17 protein-coding genes are annotated in these 14,978 nt (G+C 59.9%); 12 read left to right on the top strand and 5 right to left on the bottom strand.

The window, feature by feature from the left end; genetic code table 11:
• The first annotated feature begins 324 nt into the window (after positions 1 to 324).
• Together DXZ77_RS06395 and DXZ77_RS06390 are read left to right on the top strand one after the other, a co-directional pair.
• The gene (locus DXZ77_RS06395; RefSeq protein ID WP_115030853.1) at positions 325 to 1,290 is read left to right on the top strand and encodes a hypothetical protein; all 966 of its coding nucleotides are present in this window, start codon (positions 325 to 327) and stop codon (positions 1,288 to 1,290) included.
• On the top strand, positions 1,218 to 1,646 hold the full coding sequence (locus tag DXZ77_RS06390) for a hypothetical protein (RefSeq protein WP_147279210.1): 429 nt from the start codon (positions 1,218 to 1,220) through the stop codon (positions 1,644 to 1,646). The genes DXZ77_RS06395 and DXZ77_RS06390 overlap by 73 nt, the downstream gene beginning before the upstream one ends.
• An 87-nt stretch (positions 1,647 to 1,733) precedes the next feature.
• Here DXZ77_RS06390 and DXZ77_RS06385 read toward each other — a convergent pair whose 3' ends face one another.
• Complete coding sequence (locus DXZ77_RS06385) at positions 1,734 to 2,087, bottom strand: XRE family transcriptional regulator (RefSeq protein ID WP_115030849.1); 354 nt, start codon at positions 2,085 to 2,087, stop codon at positions 1,734 to 1,736.
• A gap of 113 nt (positions 2,088 to 2,200) precedes the next feature.
• On the opposite strand from DXZ77_RS06385, the gene DXZ77_RS12040 reads away from it, so the two are divergent.
• A complete protein-coding gene (locus DXZ77_RS12040; protein WP_181816055.1) occupies positions 2,201 to 2,344 on the top strand; it encodes a hypothetical protein in 144 nt (47 codons plus the stop codon).
• A gap of 113 nt (positions 2,345 to 2,457) precedes the next feature.
• On the top strand, positions 2,458 to 3,267 hold the full coding sequence (locus DXZ77_RS06380) for a trimeric intracellular cation channel family protein (RefSeq protein ID WP_115030809.1): 810 nt from the start codon (positions 2,458 to 2,460) through the stop codon (positions 3,265 to 3,267).
• Here DXZ77_RS06380 and DXZ77_RS06375 read toward each other — a convergent pair.
• Positions 3,264 to 3,881, bottom strand: coding sequence for a cytidylate kinase-like family protein (locus tag DXZ77_RS06375; RefSeq protein WP_115030807.1), 618 nt, complete (start codon positions 3,879 to 3,881; stop codon positions 3,264 to 3,266). The two genes, DXZ77_RS06380 and DXZ77_RS06375, sit on opposite strands and share 4 nt — an antisense overlap.
• 192 nt (positions 3,882 to 4,073) lie before the next feature.
• Between DXZ77_RS06375 and DXZ77_RS06370 the strand changes: the two genes are divergently transcribed.
• A complete protein-coding gene (locus DXZ77_RS06370; protein WP_181816054.1) occupies positions 4,074 to 5,267 on the top strand; it encodes a S1C family serine protease in 1,194 nt (397 codons plus the stop codon).
• Positions 5,268 to 5,279: 12 nt separating this feature from the next.
• On the opposite strand, the gene DXZ77_RS06365 is transcribed toward DXZ77_RS06370, so the two are convergent.
• A complete protein-coding gene (locus DXZ77_RS06365; protein WP_115030804.1) occupies positions 5,280 to 5,750 on the bottom strand; it encodes a DedA family protein in 471 nt (156 codons plus the stop codon).
• Between the two features lie 234 nt (positions 5,751 to 5,984).
• On the opposite strand from DXZ77_RS06365, the gene DXZ77_RS06360 reads away from it, so the two are divergent.
• The 7 genes from DXZ77_RS06360 to dapC all read left to right on the top strand — a co-directional run bounded on the left by DXZ77_RS06360 (position 5,985) and on the right by dapC (position 13,041).
• A complete protein-coding gene (locus DXZ77_RS06360; RefSeq protein WP_115032679.1) occupies positions 5,985 to 6,407 on the top strand; it encodes a (deoxy)nucleoside triphosphate pyrophosphohydrolase in 423 nt (140 codons plus the stop codon).
• A gap of 84 nt (positions 6,408 to 6,491) precedes the next feature.
• Positions 6,492 to 8,387 carry a translational GTPase TypA gene (typA, locus tag DXZ77_RS06355; RefSeq protein ID WP_115030802.1) on the top strand — a complete coding sequence of 632 codons (1,896 nt, stop codon included), beginning with the start codon at positions 6,492 to 6,494 and terminating at the stop codon, positions 8,385 to 8,387.
• A gap of 239 nt (positions 8,388 to 8,626) precedes the next feature.
• Entirely contained in the window at positions 8,627 to 9,901 is a 1,275-nt protein-coding gene (locus DXZ77_RS06350) for an aspartate aminotransferase type Ic (RefSeq protein ID WP_115030800.1), read from the top strand.
• A gap of 99 nt (positions 9,902 to 10,000) precedes the next feature.
• Positions 10,001 to 10,903 (top strand): PIG-L family deacetylase, encoded by a 903-nt coding sequence (locus DXZ77_RS06345; RefSeq protein ID WP_115030797.1) that lies wholly within the window; start codon positions 10,001 to 10,003, stop codon positions 10,901 to 10,903.
• 59 nt (positions 10,904 to 10,962) lie between these two features.
• Positions 10,963 to 11,415, top strand: coding sequence for a flavin reductase family protein (locus tag DXZ77_RS06340; protein ID WP_258553175.1), 453 nt, complete (start codon positions 10,963 to 10,965; stop codon positions 11,413 to 11,415).
• 133 nt (positions 11,416 to 11,548) lie between these two features.
• Positions 11,549 to 11,869 carry a ferredoxin gene (gene fdxA, locus DXZ77_RS06335; RefSeq protein ID WP_028326490.1) on the top strand — a complete coding sequence of 107 codons (321 nt, stop codon included), beginning with the start codon at positions 11,549 to 11,551 and terminating at the stop codon, positions 11,867 to 11,869.
• An 8-nt stretch (positions 11,870 to 11,877) separates the two neighbouring features.
• Entirely contained in the window at positions 11,878 to 13,041 is a 1,164-nt protein-coding gene (dapC, locus tag DXZ77_RS06330) for a succinyldiaminopimelate transaminase (RefSeq protein ID WP_115032675.1), read from the top strand.
• Positions 13,042 to 13,113: 72 nt separating this feature from the next.
• Here dapC and DXZ77_RS06325 read toward each other — a convergent pair whose 3' ends face one another.
• Together DXZ77_RS06325 and dapD are read right to left on the bottom strand one after the other, a co-directional pair.
• The gene (locus DXZ77_RS06325) at positions 13,114 to 13,998 is read right to left on the bottom strand and encodes a hypothetical protein (protein ID WP_115030795.1); all 885 of its coding nucleotides are present in this window, start codon (positions 13,996 to 13,998) and stop codon (positions 13,114 to 13,116) included.
• Positions 13,985 to 14,926, bottom strand: coding sequence for a 2,3,4,5-tetrahydropyridine-2,6-dicarboxylate N-succinyltransferase (gene dapD, locus DXZ77_RS06320; protein WP_115030793.1), 942 nt, complete (start codon positions 14,924 to 14,926; stop codon positions 13,985 to 13,987). Before dapD ends, DXZ77_RS06325 begins: the two co-directional genes overlap by 14 nt.
• Positions 14,927 to 14,978: the final 52 nt, after the last annotated feature.

Here is a 14,978-nt window from a genome sequence, read left to right as displayed (position 1 = left end):
TGGCTCGCCGTTCTCTCACACTCACCATCGCCGCGGCCATGATCGCCGCAGCCAGCATCACTGCCCCCACCAACGCCCACGCCGCCCCCCACACCAGCAGCAAAACCCACTAGCGAAGAGCCCCACTCACCCCTCAACCGCAAAAAAGCACCACTGAAAATCCGCACCACCAGGACAGCCACAATCCGAGAAGCCGACCTCGGCGACATCAACCTCGGCCCCAAAACCGCACCACAACGCTTCCGCGCACCAGTACGCGGAACCCTCATCACACCCCGCAAACCAAAAGCCCACGCGCCACTCATCGTCTTCGGACACCTACGCATGCCAGGCTGCGCCAACAAAGCACTGACCTACCCCTGCCCCAAAGGCATCCAAGAAATCCGGTACGACCGCGGAATGGCCTGGCTTGGAGAAGCGCTCGCCGCCCGCGGCTACTCCATGCTCATTCCAGACCTCGCACCGATTTACTCACCCCAAGACACCGAAAAACCCTACGACCAAAAAGCAGCATGGCTGCGCACAACAGAAATGCTGCGAGCACACATGCTCTCCGCCAACGCAGGAAAACGCTCTGCCTGGGGAACCGGACTAACCGGAATGATTGACGGCCGTGACACCACACTGATGGTCCACTCACGCTCGGCATACATGGTCAACACCACCGTGAACGCATGGCGCAAATCACCCACCCCCATCAAACAAATCCTCGCCTACGGCGCGTGGCAAAACACACCATCCACAGACGAACCTCCCGTGCCTTTCCCCGCCGACATCCCCTTCCTCGACATCGCTGGCACCGCCGACGGTGACGTCGACCACGACGGATCGCAATGGATGACCGAACTCATCGGCCAGCGCCGCACCGCCCCGGCATTCCACGTCGAAGTCACCGACTACGGACACAGCTACATCAACCGCGAACTATCCCGCCGTCACCTCGACGACCGTAACGGCGTCGACAACGGCCCCACCGCAGCCGACCACGAAAAACTTCTCCTAGCAGCCACCCGTGGCTGGCTCGACCAGACCGTTCGAGACAAACACGTATTCCCCATGAAAGCCACCGAGCCACTACCCAACGGGCTCATCGGCATCCCCGCCCGCTACCTCGTAGCAACCCCAGGCACTGTCGTACGCCGCATCTCCAACCAAGGAAAATGGGCCACCCCCTGGGCAAAGGCGCATCCGTGCGAACCTGCCGCAACTTCTCACGCATGGATCCCAGCCCATATCCCTACCGATGCCCCGACGTCGACGACGGAATCATCATCTCGGACTCCTTCATGACCCGCGTCAAACTCGGCCCCACCACCGGCGCACGAGTAGCACTCACAGCGAAAGACCCGCAGATGATCGCTCTGCACTTGAACCCAACCCGTGACCGCAAAGACAAACTCGGCTACACCCCCATGCGCCTGACAGTCAGGATGAGCGACGGCCGCCGATACACCGTCAACCTCGGAAAGCAATACAACGCACTACGCGAATGGCCCCACCCCAACGGATCCGGCGAGTACTACGTCCAGACCGCCCGCGTCATGCTCCCCGCCGCAGCCCGCCGCGGCACAATGGTCAGTCTCGACCTCACTGCACCTCGCGCCGGCGAAGTAGACATACGCGCTATCGACGCACTCACCCGCTAACACAAACACCTCAGCAACCTCCAGTGGGCCTCACCCCCCGACGCTACAGGTGAGGCCCACTGACATCACAGTCCTACAACAGCTGCACTAGCCACGTTCCAACGAACGCACATGGTCAACAACCTCTGGCATCGCAGCCCCAGCCTTACTTACCGCCTCCTCTAAATCTTCAATGGCGTAACCAAGAGAATCCAAGGCGTCCTCACCGCCACTAATGATGAGAACCTCAGCTGCATTGCCACCTTCACTCACACCAAGGTGCTGTATCGCTGCACCACCAATGAGCACAGACCCCGTCTCACCCACCGTGTGTTCCTTCTCAAGCACCTTCCACACTGCTGCGCACTCAGCCCCAGAGACAAACCTCAGCCGCAACTCATACAACAGATCCGAGCTGTTGTGCCGCCGCCACCAATCACTCGGAAACGTAATCTTTGCCATCCCCCGAGGCTAGGCCGTACCTCTTCACTTCCAGAACCCCGGCCACAAAACCCACCCACGGCACAAACCCGAAAAGACAAGCAACCCACCAACCCACTCCTAATGTGGGCTGTATGAGCGACACCGACAAAACCCCAAAAGTCATCGCAGAACACACCGCACCAGGTGAACCCCCAGACGAAACCACCCCCGCCGTAGCCGGAGGTAAAGACACCCACCAACCCGCTCAAGGAGAAGGCGACGAAAACTCGCACTAACTTCCCGCCACCAACCACAGACACCCCAGCGCTCCACTCATGAAGCAATAATTTCCAGGTCCTCGCACTCTGAGGGGAGGACCTGAAAGCTTTCATGGTGAAGGAACACAGCGATGGACTACCTCCTCGAACCCGAACGGTTCTTCCGCGCCGCCGACGTTATCGGGATCTTCGCGAACGCACTCATCGGCGGAGCCGTAGCCCGCTCTAAAGGGTTTGACATCATCGGATTCGTGGTGTTGGCCATCACCACCGCCATGGCTGGCGGCATCCTGCGCGACGTCATCCTCGGAACCACTTTTCCCGTAGCTGTCACCGACCCCTGGTACATGAGCAGCGCAGTCGTGGCAGCACTGCTAGCGTTCGTGCTCGAACTCGACGGCCGATGGAAAATACTGCTCGCTGCAGGAGACATGGTCGCGTTGGGATGCTGGTCAGCCACAGGAGCAGCCAAAGCCGCCGCAGCTGGTCTGGACCTACTTCCCTGCATCATGCTCGGCGTAATCACCGCAGTATTTGGCGGCATGTTCCGTGATGTCCTGGTCAACCAAGTCCCCAGCGTTTTCGGTGGAAATCCCCTCTACGCCAGCCTGGCCGTGGTTTCCGCCTTCCAAATGACGCTCATGCTCCAGGCAGGGCACTACCGCATCGGCATGGTCATCTCAATCGTGGGCTGCACCGTGCTAGGGCTACTAGCCCAACGCCGCAACTGGATTCTGCCCAGCGCAGCCTCTCTCACCCTAGGGGGGCTTGTGCGCGTCGGCCCGAACCTCGTCCGACGTATCGACCACGCCGAAGAACCAGCCATGGACATCGATGACCTTGACACCGGTGTCCTTCCCCGCATCGACCCCGCCGTTACCGGCAGCGGCACTGAACAGCAGTCACGCCAGGTAAAAAACAACGACAAACCTGGCACCTAAGCCCCATCAGCCTCACACTGGGCTGCCCGCACACGCGCCAACGTGACGATAATCTCCACACACCCATCCACCCCCAACGAAGAGCTATTCAAAACCACATCAAAATGTTCGTCCTGGCGCGGATCCCACCCCCACATCCCCTGAGCCATCTCCACACCCAACCGATCCCGCCGAGCAGCGCGCTCCTGCGCAAGATCCCGCGGAATCGTATGCGTAGCAACCAAACGATCGATCCTGTCCTCCCACGGAGCAACCACTTTCACATGCAACGCACCAGGCACATCCCGACAAATGAACGTTGCATTATACCCCAACACCACCGCACCCGCACACACCTGACCTGACAGCCAATCCTGCTGCTGCGCCGCCTGCTCATGCATCGATTCCACCGACAAAGGCCCCGCCGCCCGCGTAAACACCTCACGAAGGTGACGTAGCCCCGAACTCGGCTGAGCAAGCTCCTGCTCACCATCCTCGTCTGGCATCTGGCAAACCCAGGGCACCCCCAACTCCCCAGCCACCGCCGGACCAATCCGCTTTGCACCCGCACCCGAAAACGCAAACAACGTCACCAGCGGCAACCCCATCCGCTCCTGTGCAGAATTGCCGCCCATACAAGCCCTCCGAACCTCGACTCCACGCCCGTGTCCAGCAATACTGGCACGGGTGACAATCCCAGGCACGAGAACATGTACGGCTGTCGAGTATTCCTAAATTTGTCACTGGAATCCATCAATCAGCTGTAGATGTGGATGAGTTACGTCGCCTCGGCGTGCACCGGTGGGACACCAGATCAGGAGGTCGCGTTGAGAACGCGCAGAAGAAGAAGGAAAACATTCCTCGACCGACACCGAGGCACCGTAGGAATCGTCGCCGGAGCCCTTACCGTCGTCGGGGTTGCTGGCGCCGCACAAATCGCCTCCCACAGCGCCCATCAACTAGACAACGCCCACCCCAACCCCGACCTCGGATCTCACCCATATGGCATCGGCCTAGGCCAAGACTCAGACCTACTCGAAATGCCCCCCGGCGGCACCAACCCTCACCGGCGAGGCGCCCCCGGAACCTACGGAGCCTCCTCACAACTCGACCGAGGAACCCGCCTGGAAAACGCACCCGGAGTCACCCTCATCGACACCCGACAAAGCCAAGGCGAAGGCATGGGAACCGGCATGGTCCTCACCTCCGAAGGTCAAGTCGTCACCAACTATCACGTCGTCGAAGGCTCCGAAACCGTCCAAGTCACCATCCCCGACACCGACAAGACCTACACCGCCAGCATCATCGGGCGAGACAAAGTCCGCGACGTCGCCCTCCTCCAACTCAAAAACGCCCACGGCCTCAAAACTGTCTCCGTCTCTGAAGCTGCAGTACGCCTAGGTGACAGCGTCCACGCAGTCGGAAACGGCAACGGCCAGGGATACCTCACCCGACTCGACGGCAAAGTCACAGGAATTAACCAAGCCATCGACGTCTCCGACGAAGTATTTGGATCCACCTCACGACTCAATAACCTCATCCGCACCGACGCAGACGTTGTCCCCGGATACTCCGGCGGCCCCCTCCTAGACTCCACCGGACGCGTCATTGGCCTGACCACCGCAGCCTCCGCAGGCATCCGCAGCTCCCAGGTCGACGGTTACGCCACCCCGATGAGCGAAGTCATGAACATCATCCGCCAAATCCGAGCCGGCAACGAATCCGGTGACATCCGCCTAGGCCGCAAAGCCGCCCTAGGCGTCAGCGTCGGCCGCGACCCCCATGGACGAGAAGGCGCCCCCGTGGTCGAAATCACCCCCGACTCACCGGCAGCGAAAATCGGCATCAAAATTGGAGACCTCATCACCGAAATTGACGACGAAGAAATCGAATCCGCAGAAGAACTCGCCACCGCAGTCGGATCCCTTGACCCCGGAACAACCGTGCAAATCGCCTGGGTCACAGACCACGGAATCGAACACGACACCGAAGTCACCCTGACCGGAAGCACCCTGAACTAACAACAACCACCCTCACCGAACACGCTGACGCAATAACCGCCACAACAGCCACACCCCCACCACAGCAACCCCCGCCACCCCCCACACAGACCGTGCCGCAGCCTGCAACCACACCTGCCACACCGTAAAACCAATAGTTGTGTAAATCGTCGCCCACACCATCGACCCCACCACCGCAGCAGGCGTGAAACGCCACACCGACATCCCAGCCATGCCCGTCGACACCTGCACGAAAGACTGAAAACCAACAGTCAAATACGACAAAGCCACCGCCAACGCACCCCACCGATTCACAAACAACCGAGCCCGCTCCATCCGCGGACCCGCAAACACATTATGAAAACGACTCCGCCGACCCCCTGAAGCAATACCCCGCCCCACCACATACAAAACATGCCCCCGCAACAAACCACCCAGAAAAAACACCACCCACAGCGCCGCGAAAGGCAGCGACTCACTCCACCCAACAAGAACGTCGATCACGAACCCACAACCCGATCACGACGCCCACCAAGCCACGCAGCACGAGCCAAGGACATGCCCTTATTGTCGCACCACCCACCTGCACAGACAGATTTGTGAAAACCCTTCGGAACGCCACCAACGCGACGATAGGTAGGCGGATCGCGGAGGCGGCGGAGGAGGGGCCGCCGCCCCCGCGATCGTCTGGCTTAAGAGCACCAGTACGCCCACACAGCCATGGCACCATATGCCGACATGGAATCCATCCCTGTCGTCGGCGCCGCCATCTGCGACGATCTGCAGCGTCCCACCAAATTCCTCGCCGCCCGCCGCAGCTACCCAGCCAGCCTCGCCGGAAAATGGGAATTCCCCGGAGGCAAAGTAGAAACCGCTGAAGACCCCCTCAGCGCGCTTCACCGCGAAATCAACGAAGAACTCGGCGGACTCATCATCGCTGCAGACCCCATCACTGGCCCCGAAAATGGCGGCTGGCGCACCAGCGACCGCCACGTCATGACCGTCTACCGCGCAATCATCGCTCCCGGAAGCAGCGTTGAACCCGGCGACTCTCACGATCAACTCACCTGGGTCGACGCCACTAACGCCCTCGAACTCGACTGGCTACCAGGCGACATCCCCATCGTCCACACCCTGCTAGCACTGCTACACCAGCCCTAAAACATCCCCAAAAAAACCAGCGCAATCATCCCCACCGCATGCGTGATGTCCTGCGAGGCAACTCACAGATGGAATGATGGGGGTATGCAATCCCGCGGAGATATCCGAAACGTCGCCATTGTTGCCCACGTCGACCACGGCAAAACCACCCTCGTCGACAAAATGCTCTGGCAGGGCGGTGCGTTCGGCGAACACGATCACGTCGACGAACGAGCGATGGACTCCGGTGACCTCGAACGCGAGAAAGGCATCACCATTCTCGCCAAAAACACGGCGATCCACTACAACGGCCAGTCAGCCTCGGAATTCCCTAACGGCGTCACCATCAACATCATCGACACCCCCGGACACGCCGACTTCGGTGGCGAAGTTGAGCGCGGCCTATCCATGGTCGACGGTGTCGTCCTCCTCGTAGACGCTTCCGAAGGCCCCCTACCTCAAACCCGCTTCGTGCTCCGCAAAGCGCTCGCGGCCAAGATGCCAGTCGTGCTGTGCATCAACAAGGTTGACCGCCCGGACTCACGTATCGAAGAAGTCGAAGACGAGGTTTCCTCCTTGTTCCTGGACCTCATCGAGGACATCGGTGGAGACGAAAGGCAACTGGAATTCCCCGTCGTCTACGCCTCAGCAAAAGCAGGCGTTGCCTCTACCGAACGCCCAGCTGACGGCGCCCTGCCCGACTCGGAAAACCTCGAGCCGCTGTTCAAAACCATCATGGAAAGCATCCCGGCTCCCTCCTACGACGAGGAAGCCCCGCTGCAGGCGCACGTCACCAACCTGGACTCGAGTAACTTCCTCGGCCGCATCGCTTTGCTGCGAGTCTTCAGCGGCACCATTAAAAAAGGACAGACCGTAGCCTGGTGCCGACGAGATGGCTCCACAAGCAACGTCCGTATCACCGAGCTACTCGTCACCGAAGGTCTCGAACGTAAACCGGCCGAATCTGCAGGCCCTGGCGACATCATCGCCATCGCTGGTATCCCCGACATCATGATCGGTGAGACTCTCGCCGACCCCGAGGACATCCGCCCGCTGCCGCTCATCACCGTTGACGAGCCCGCTATCTCGATGACCATTGGAACCAACACTTCGCCGCTGGCAGGAAAAGTACGTGGCTCCAAAGTCACCGCCCGCCTAGTCAAAGACCGCCTCGACCGTGAACTGATCGGCAACGTCTCCCTCAACGTGCTTCCCACCGAGCGCCCCGACGCCTGGGAAGTGCAAGGACGAGGTGAACTGGCCCTAGCCATCCTGGTAGAGCAGATGCGCCGCGAAGGATTCGAGCTCACTGTCGGCAAGCCCCAGGTGGTTACGAAAGAAATCGACGGCAAGCTCCACGAACCCACCGAACACCTCACCATCGACACTCCCGAAGAACACCTCGGCGCGATCACACAGCTTCTGGCTGCGCGCAAGGGACGCATGGAACAAATGACCAACCACGGCACCGGATGGGTCCGTATGGAGTTCGTTGTTCCAGCCCGAGGACTTATCGGATTCCGTACCGAATTCCTCACCGAAACCCGCGGTACCGGCATCGCTAACCACATGTTCCACCGCTACGAACCATGGTTCGGGCCCATCTCCACCCGGCAGGCAGGCTCCCTGGTTGCCGACCGTTCCGGCGCCGTCACCGCCTACGCCATGGTCAACCTGCAAGAACGCGGCGTGCTCTTCGTTGAGCCTGGTACTGAGGTGTACGAAGGCATGATCGTTGGCGAGAACTCTCGCGCCGATGACATGGACGTCAACATCACCAAGGAGAAAAAGCTCACTAACGTACGCGCCTCCTCCGCAGACAACTTCGAAAAGGTCATCCCGCCGAAGAAGCTGTCGCTCGAACAGTCCCTCGAGTTCTGCCGCGATGACGAATGCGTCGAGGTGACTCCTGAGGACGTACGCATCCGCAAAGTCGTTCTTAACGCTAGCGACCGGGCCCGCGCCGCCGCCCGCGCTCGTAGCGAATCCAAAAAGAACTGATTCTGCTTTCCCGTAGGTGAGGTTGCCTCACAACACAATTTTGTGGTGATCTCACCTGCGGGAGGTCTCGCATGCTGGTGAGACAGGGTTTACCGACGCCGAAACGAGAGAATAATCTCTGAGCGAGAATTGATTAGCCGGTCGTGACAGCGCTACGCAACAAAAATCACGACGGTACGGGGGAGAAGGGACAAGCAACAACCCCACACTCCTGAACCACCATCAGCAGAGGGAGAACCATGACGGTTTTGCAGTGCGTGGACACAGAAGCATTAGGCGCAGCTTTCGCAGATGCTAAGAAACGCTACGCCGAGTTCACCGATCTCGGTCTTAACGTCACACGCGGCAAACCTAGTTCCACACAGCTCGACCTCGCTGAAGGCATGCTCACCGCGTTGAGCACTGGAGATCACACCGGCAGCGAAGACGGTGACCTGCGTAACTACGGAGGCCAGCGCAAAGGCCTGCGCGAACTCCGCGAAATTTTCGCTCCGCTTGTTCAAGTGCCCACCGAACAGCTTGTTGCCCGCGACAACTCTTCCCTGTCGCTCATGCACTTCGCCATGGCGAGCAGTTTCTTCCACCCCCTGCCTGGATCTGACACCGCATGGGCAGGTCAGCGCGTCCGCTTCCTAGCCCCGTCTCCTGGATACGACCGTCACTTCGCCGTCTCCGCTGAACTTGGTGTTGACCTAATCACCGTCGGCATGAACGATGACGGCCCTGACATGGATGCCGTCGAAAAACTCGTTGCCACCGACGCCACGATTAAAGGGATTTGGTGCGTACCGAAATATTCCAACCCCACCGGGATCACCTACAGCGATGAAGTAGTGCGCCGCTTAGCCAGCATGAAGGTGGCAGCCGACGATTTCCGGATTTACTGGGATAACGCCTACGCCATCCACCACCTCAGCGAAAACCACGACGAGGTCCTTTCAATCCTGGATGCGTGTGAGCAAGCAGGTAATCCCGACCGAGCCTTTGTGTTCGCTTCTACTTCCAAAGTCAGCTTTGCTGGTGGCGGTGTTTCGTTCTTTGGGGCAAGCAAAGACAACATCGCATGGTTCCTCGCCCGTGATGCGATGCGCTCTATCGGTCCGGACAAAATTAACCAGCTTCGTCACGTCCGCTTCTTCGGAAATAGCCAGGGCGTCATCGCACACATGCGTAAGCACGCTGAAATCCTTGCGCCCAAATTTGAGGCAGTTGGTGCAGCACTTAATCGCGACCTTAAACCCCTCAAAGTAGCCCAGTGGACCGAACCTGTCGGAGGGTATTTCGTCAGCGTTAATGTGGTCCCGGGAACCGCTAAGCGTGTTGTTGAACTCGCGCAGCAGGTAGGTGTGGCGCTCACCCCGGCTGGCGCTACCTATCCGGGGGGACAAGACCCCGCGGACAGCAACCTACGGCTCGCACCCTCCTACCCGGACCTCGAAGAACTAACCCAGGCGATGGAAGTCTTCACCACCTGCGTCATCATCGCTGCAGGTGAAAAACTCCTCACCGAGTAAGCAACCGGCATGCCCGGCGCAGTGTCAGCAGCAAGGGGTGCTGCGTCGGGCTGTCTACCTCAGGCAAGACCTCCCGCTGAACCCAGCTACGGTGAGACTATGTCACAGCCCCAATCGGAACCCACCGTGCACGAGCGCTCCCGTCTCCTCTTCATCCACGCACACCCCGATGATGAAACTCTCTGGAGCGGCGTCACCCTGGCCCACTACGCAGGCAAAGGAGCAGACGTTCACGTTCTCACCTGCACCCTGGGGGATGAGGGAGAAGTCATCCCGCCTGAACTTGCTCACCATGCTCCAGACCAGGAGAACACTCTTGGCCAATACCGACGCGGTGAGCTGCGCGCAGCGATGAAAACGATCGGGGCTCGTGAGCACGTTTTGGGGGAAAACCCGCTCACTATGCGCGGTGCTCGCTACCGTGACTCTGGCATGGCAGGAACCGACGAAAACAACGATCCGCGCGCCCTGTGCCGTGCTGACCTAGGCTCTCTAGCTGCGCGTATCCGTGCCCGCATTGTTCGCCTCGCCCCTGATGCCGTCATCACGTACGAAGCTACTGGTGGTTATGGGCATCCTGACCATATCCGGGTACATGAGGCCACACGCGCTGCTATTGCAGGTCTTCCCGCAGAGCAACAGCCGCCCCTGTATGTGATTCTTGTGCCTGACGATGTCGCCCGCGAAGATCGACGTTGGTTGCAATGCCACGTTTCGCCAGCTAGCGGGCTGCGCGTTCCTGCAATCGGTGATCCGTACCCGCCTTCTGTGGTTAATCGCGAACTCGTCACCCATGTTGTGCATGGCAGTTCAGCAGACCTTGCATTGCGGGATGCAGCTTTAGCTCACCATCGCACTCAGGCGACTGTCTATCAGGGGTATTACGCCCTTTCGAATGATGTTGCGGCGCGCTTGCCGCGTACTGAATATTTTGCCCGCATAGATCCGGTCACGGGCAGCTATGCCCGCCGCATCGGTGCACCTGTTGAAGGACTTGTATGAATCACGACGTCACCATGTCATCGGGGCACCTTGTTGCCCCAGACGAGTACCGTCACGCTATGAGGCGGGTCGCTGCAGGAATATCTGTGCTGACGACCACCGATGGGCGTCATGACCTCGCCATGACACTGAACTCGGTTACCTCGGTTTCCCTGGATCCGCCCCTGCAGCTGGCTGTTATACACAACGAGGCGCGTTGTCTAGAAGCGCTGCTAGAGAGCAAACACTGGATTATCAATGTGTTGCCGGCATCAGCGCGGCATTTGGCAACACGTTTCGCTGAGGTTGGTCGGCCTTCTTTCGGGCAGCTTGATCGGGTTGATCACACCCGTTCCACAGAAGATCTGGCGTGTCTGGATGTGGCGATAGCTCGGTTTCATTGTCGTTTGTGGGCGCAGTACCCGGGTGGAGACCACACCATCGTTGTTGGCAGTGTTGTGCGTGTTGAGGTGCCAGTGGATGTTGGGCCAGGTCTTTTTACTTATCGGGGCGAGATGCGTTCGGTCGACTGATGGGCCATTGTCCAGGTGAGCTCAGGTCGACGTAGGCTGGAGGGGAGCGGAGGCCGCGAAGATGCGGCCACGGCATATCCTTTGCCGGTCGCCTGAAGGCGAAATCCGCCGTTTCCCAGGAGGTTCCTTCACAATGACTTATGTCATCGCCCAGCCGTGCGTCGACGTCAAGGACAAGGCGTGCATCGAGGAGTGCCCTGTCGACTGCATTTATGAGGGCGAGCGTTCGCTCTACATTCACCCTGATGAGTGTGTCGACTGCGGTGCCTGCGAGCCGGTGTGCCCTGTCGAGGCTATTTACTACGAAGACGATGTGCCTGAAGAGTGGAGCGATTACTACAAGGCGAACGTCGAGTTTTTTGATGATTTGGGTAGCCCTGGTGGCGCAGCCAAATTGGGTCTTATTAAGAAAGACCACGAGTTTATCGCGGCGCTTCCTCCGCAGGGGGAGTGAGCACTGGCATGACTGACTCTTTGGGTCAGCCTGTGGGAGTTCGGAATCTTCCGGATTTCCCGTGGGACTCGTTGGTTCCGTACCGGAAACGCGCTAGTGAGCACGTAGGTGGGTTGGTGGATTTGTCGGTGGGAACACCGGTGGATCCGACTCCGCGAGTTGTGCAGGAGGCACTTATTGTTGCCGCGGATGCTCCGGGGTATCCGCTCACCTATGGCTCTGGTGAGGTACGACAGGCTGTTGCGACGTGGTTCGCCCGGCGCCGTAATGTTCCTGACCTTGACCCGGAGGCGGTTTTGCCTCTGGTTGGGAGTAAGGAACTGGTTGCGTGGCTGCCTACTCAACTTGGCCTGGGCCCGGGGGATGTCGTTGCATTTCCGTCGCTGGCATACCCGACCTACGACGTCGGTGCTCGGTTAGCTGGTGCTGCTTCGGTCACTGTGGATGATGTGGCTGCCTTTGAACCGGCGGAGTTAGGGCAGATGCCCCGCCTTTTGTGGGTGAATTCACCAGGCAACCCCACGGGCAAGGTTGCTCCTGCTGAGCAGCTGGCCGCGCTGGTTAGGTGGGCGCGGGAGCATGGTGTGGTTGTTGCTAGCGATGAGTGCTACGCCGAGTTGGATTGGCGAACTCCAGCGCTAGGTGGTCCTGCGGAGCCAGGTCAGCCAGCTACGGTCCCAAGCATCCTCGACCCGCGGGTGTGTGGTGGCAGCCATGAGGGGCTTTTGGCTGTGTATTCGCTGTCGAAGCAGTCCAATATGGCTGGCTATCGAGCTGGTTTTCTTGCTGGCGATGTGAAAATCGTCAAGGCGTTGCTGGAGGTGCGGAAGCATTCGGGCATGATCATGCCTGCTCCGGTGCAGGCTGCTATGGCCGCAGCTTTGGCAGATGATGCGCATGTGGATGCGCAGCGTGAAATTTATCGTGCACGTCGTGACGTGTTGTTACCTGCGGTTGAGGCGTTCGGGTTCACTGTTGATGACTCCGAGGCGGGGCTGTATGTGTGGGCTCGCCGTAGCGGTGACTGTTGGGAAGATCTGTCTGCGTTGGCTGAGCGTGGAGTGGTTGTGGCTCCGGGTGCATTTTATGGGCCTGCCGGTGCTGGCCATGTGCGGATTGCGTTGACTGCCACAGATGAGCGTATTGCTGCAGCAGCTGCGCGGTTGTGTTGAGCTCAGTGTTGAGAACGATGGAGGGGCAGCGGGGGGAGTAGGTTTCCTTGCTGCCCCTCCTGGTGTTTGTGACTATCCAGTGGTTCGGATGACGGTGCTTTGTTTTTGGCCGCCGCCTTCTGGATCGTCTTCCCAGGTCGCTTCAGTGCGTTTCCAGGTTCGGCCTGCATGGGATACGGATGTGATGCCGTATGCGTCGGCATGAGCGACGCCCCATGCGGCGATAGCTGCTGCTCCTTGCGTTGTTTGGGTTTTAGTGGAGACAACCCCGCCGTGTGTTTCTGAGCTGGTACCGAAGGCTCGGTCTAGCTCGGCCGCGATTGTGGGTGCGGGGGTGACGGTGCTGCGGTTGCTCAGTTTGCAGGTCACCGCGTGGGGGGTGATTCCTATGAATGCTTCGGCGAGAGTGATCGCTTCGGTTTCATGCTGTGCGTAGGCGTCCGGGAACCCGCTTCGCTGCACGTCTTGGGCGACTTCGGTCAGTGGACGGGTTTTGTATCCCTTTATCTGTACCAGTTTGTCGTAGAACGCGCGGGTGGCGTAGACGGGGTCCTGTAGCTGTTTGGGGCTTCCCCAGCCTTGGCTTGGGCGTTGCTGGAACACGCCGAGTGAGTCGCGGTCGCCGTGAGCGAGGTTGCGGAGTTTGGATTCCTGCATGCCTGTGCCGATGGCGATGGTTGCGGCTCGTCGGGTGAGTTTTCGCTCTACGGTGACTGCTCCGATGGTGGAGGCGATGGATGCCTGTTCGGGTGCTAGTCGCACGTGAGCGTCGCCTTGGCCTTGGCCTTGCACTATGCAGCTGCCGGGGAGAATGACTGGCCCGCCGAGCTGGACGACGGCGGCGATGCCACCGCCGACCAGCACGGCTACAGCGACGCCTCCTGCTATCCAGGTGCGGCGTCGTGACCGTGAGGGGGTTTCTGCGGGCGAGCCTTCTTCGGGGTTAGTCGTTGGCATGTAGCGCTTCGTTAAGAGCAATTCCGTTACCTTTGCGGACTTTTGCCTTCACAGCGCCATCGGTGGAGTCACGGAAGAAGAGTAGTCCTTCGACGCCGGAGAGGTCTCGGGCTTTGACGATGCGGCCGTCTTCGAGGGTGACCTTGGTTCCTGCGGTGACGTAGAGACCTGCTTCGATGACGCAGTCGTTGCCTAGTGCGATGCCGGCGCCGGCTTCGGCGCCGACGAGGCAGCGTTTTCCGATGCGGACGCGTTGGGTTCCGCCGCCGGAGAGGGTGCCCATGGTGGAAGCGCCGCCGCCGATGTCGGAGCCGTCTTCGACGATGACGCCTTGGCTGATGCGGCCTTCGACCATGGAGTTGCCGAGGGTACCAGCGTTGAAGTTGACGAATCCTTCGTGCATGACGGTGGTTCCGGCGGCGAGGTGGGCGCCGAGTCGGATGCGGTCGGCATCGCCGATGCGTACTCCGGAGGGTACGACGTAATCGGTCATGCGGGGGAATTTGTCGATGCTGTGGACTTGTACGGGGCCGCGTGCGCGTAGGCGCAGGCGGGTGGTTTCGAAGTTTTCGGGTTCGCAGGGGCCGTGGTTGGTCCAGACCACGTTGGGCAGGGCCGCGAAGATGCCTTCGAGGTTGATGCTGTTTGGTTCTACTAGGCGGTGTGAAAGTAGGTGTAGGCGTAGGTAGGCGTCGGGGGTGTCGGCGGGTGGGGCGTCGAGATCGATTTCTACCTTGATGGTGCGGGTGGTGACGCTGCGTGCTGGGTCACTGCTTTCAAGTGCGGTGAGTTCAGCAGGTGCGGGGTCTTCGGTGGGGGTGCCGAGGGCGGGGGTTGGGAACCACGTGTCGAGGACGCGTCCGGGTGTTTTGGTCGTGTCGTCGGTGACTGTGGCTAGGCCCCATCCCCATGCGGATCGCGAAGTCATGCGTTAAGCCTAGGGCAGGAGGGGCGGTGCAGGGCCAGTGAGTCGAAGAGTG

It is taken from the genome of Dermatophilus congolensis, from assembly GCF_900447215.1.
Taxonomy (GTDB): Bacteria; Actinomycetota; Actinomycetes; order Actinomycetales; family Dermatophilaceae; genus Dermatophilus; species Dermatophilus congolensis_A.
This window is presented reverse-complemented; position numbering and strand designations above follow the sequence as displayed.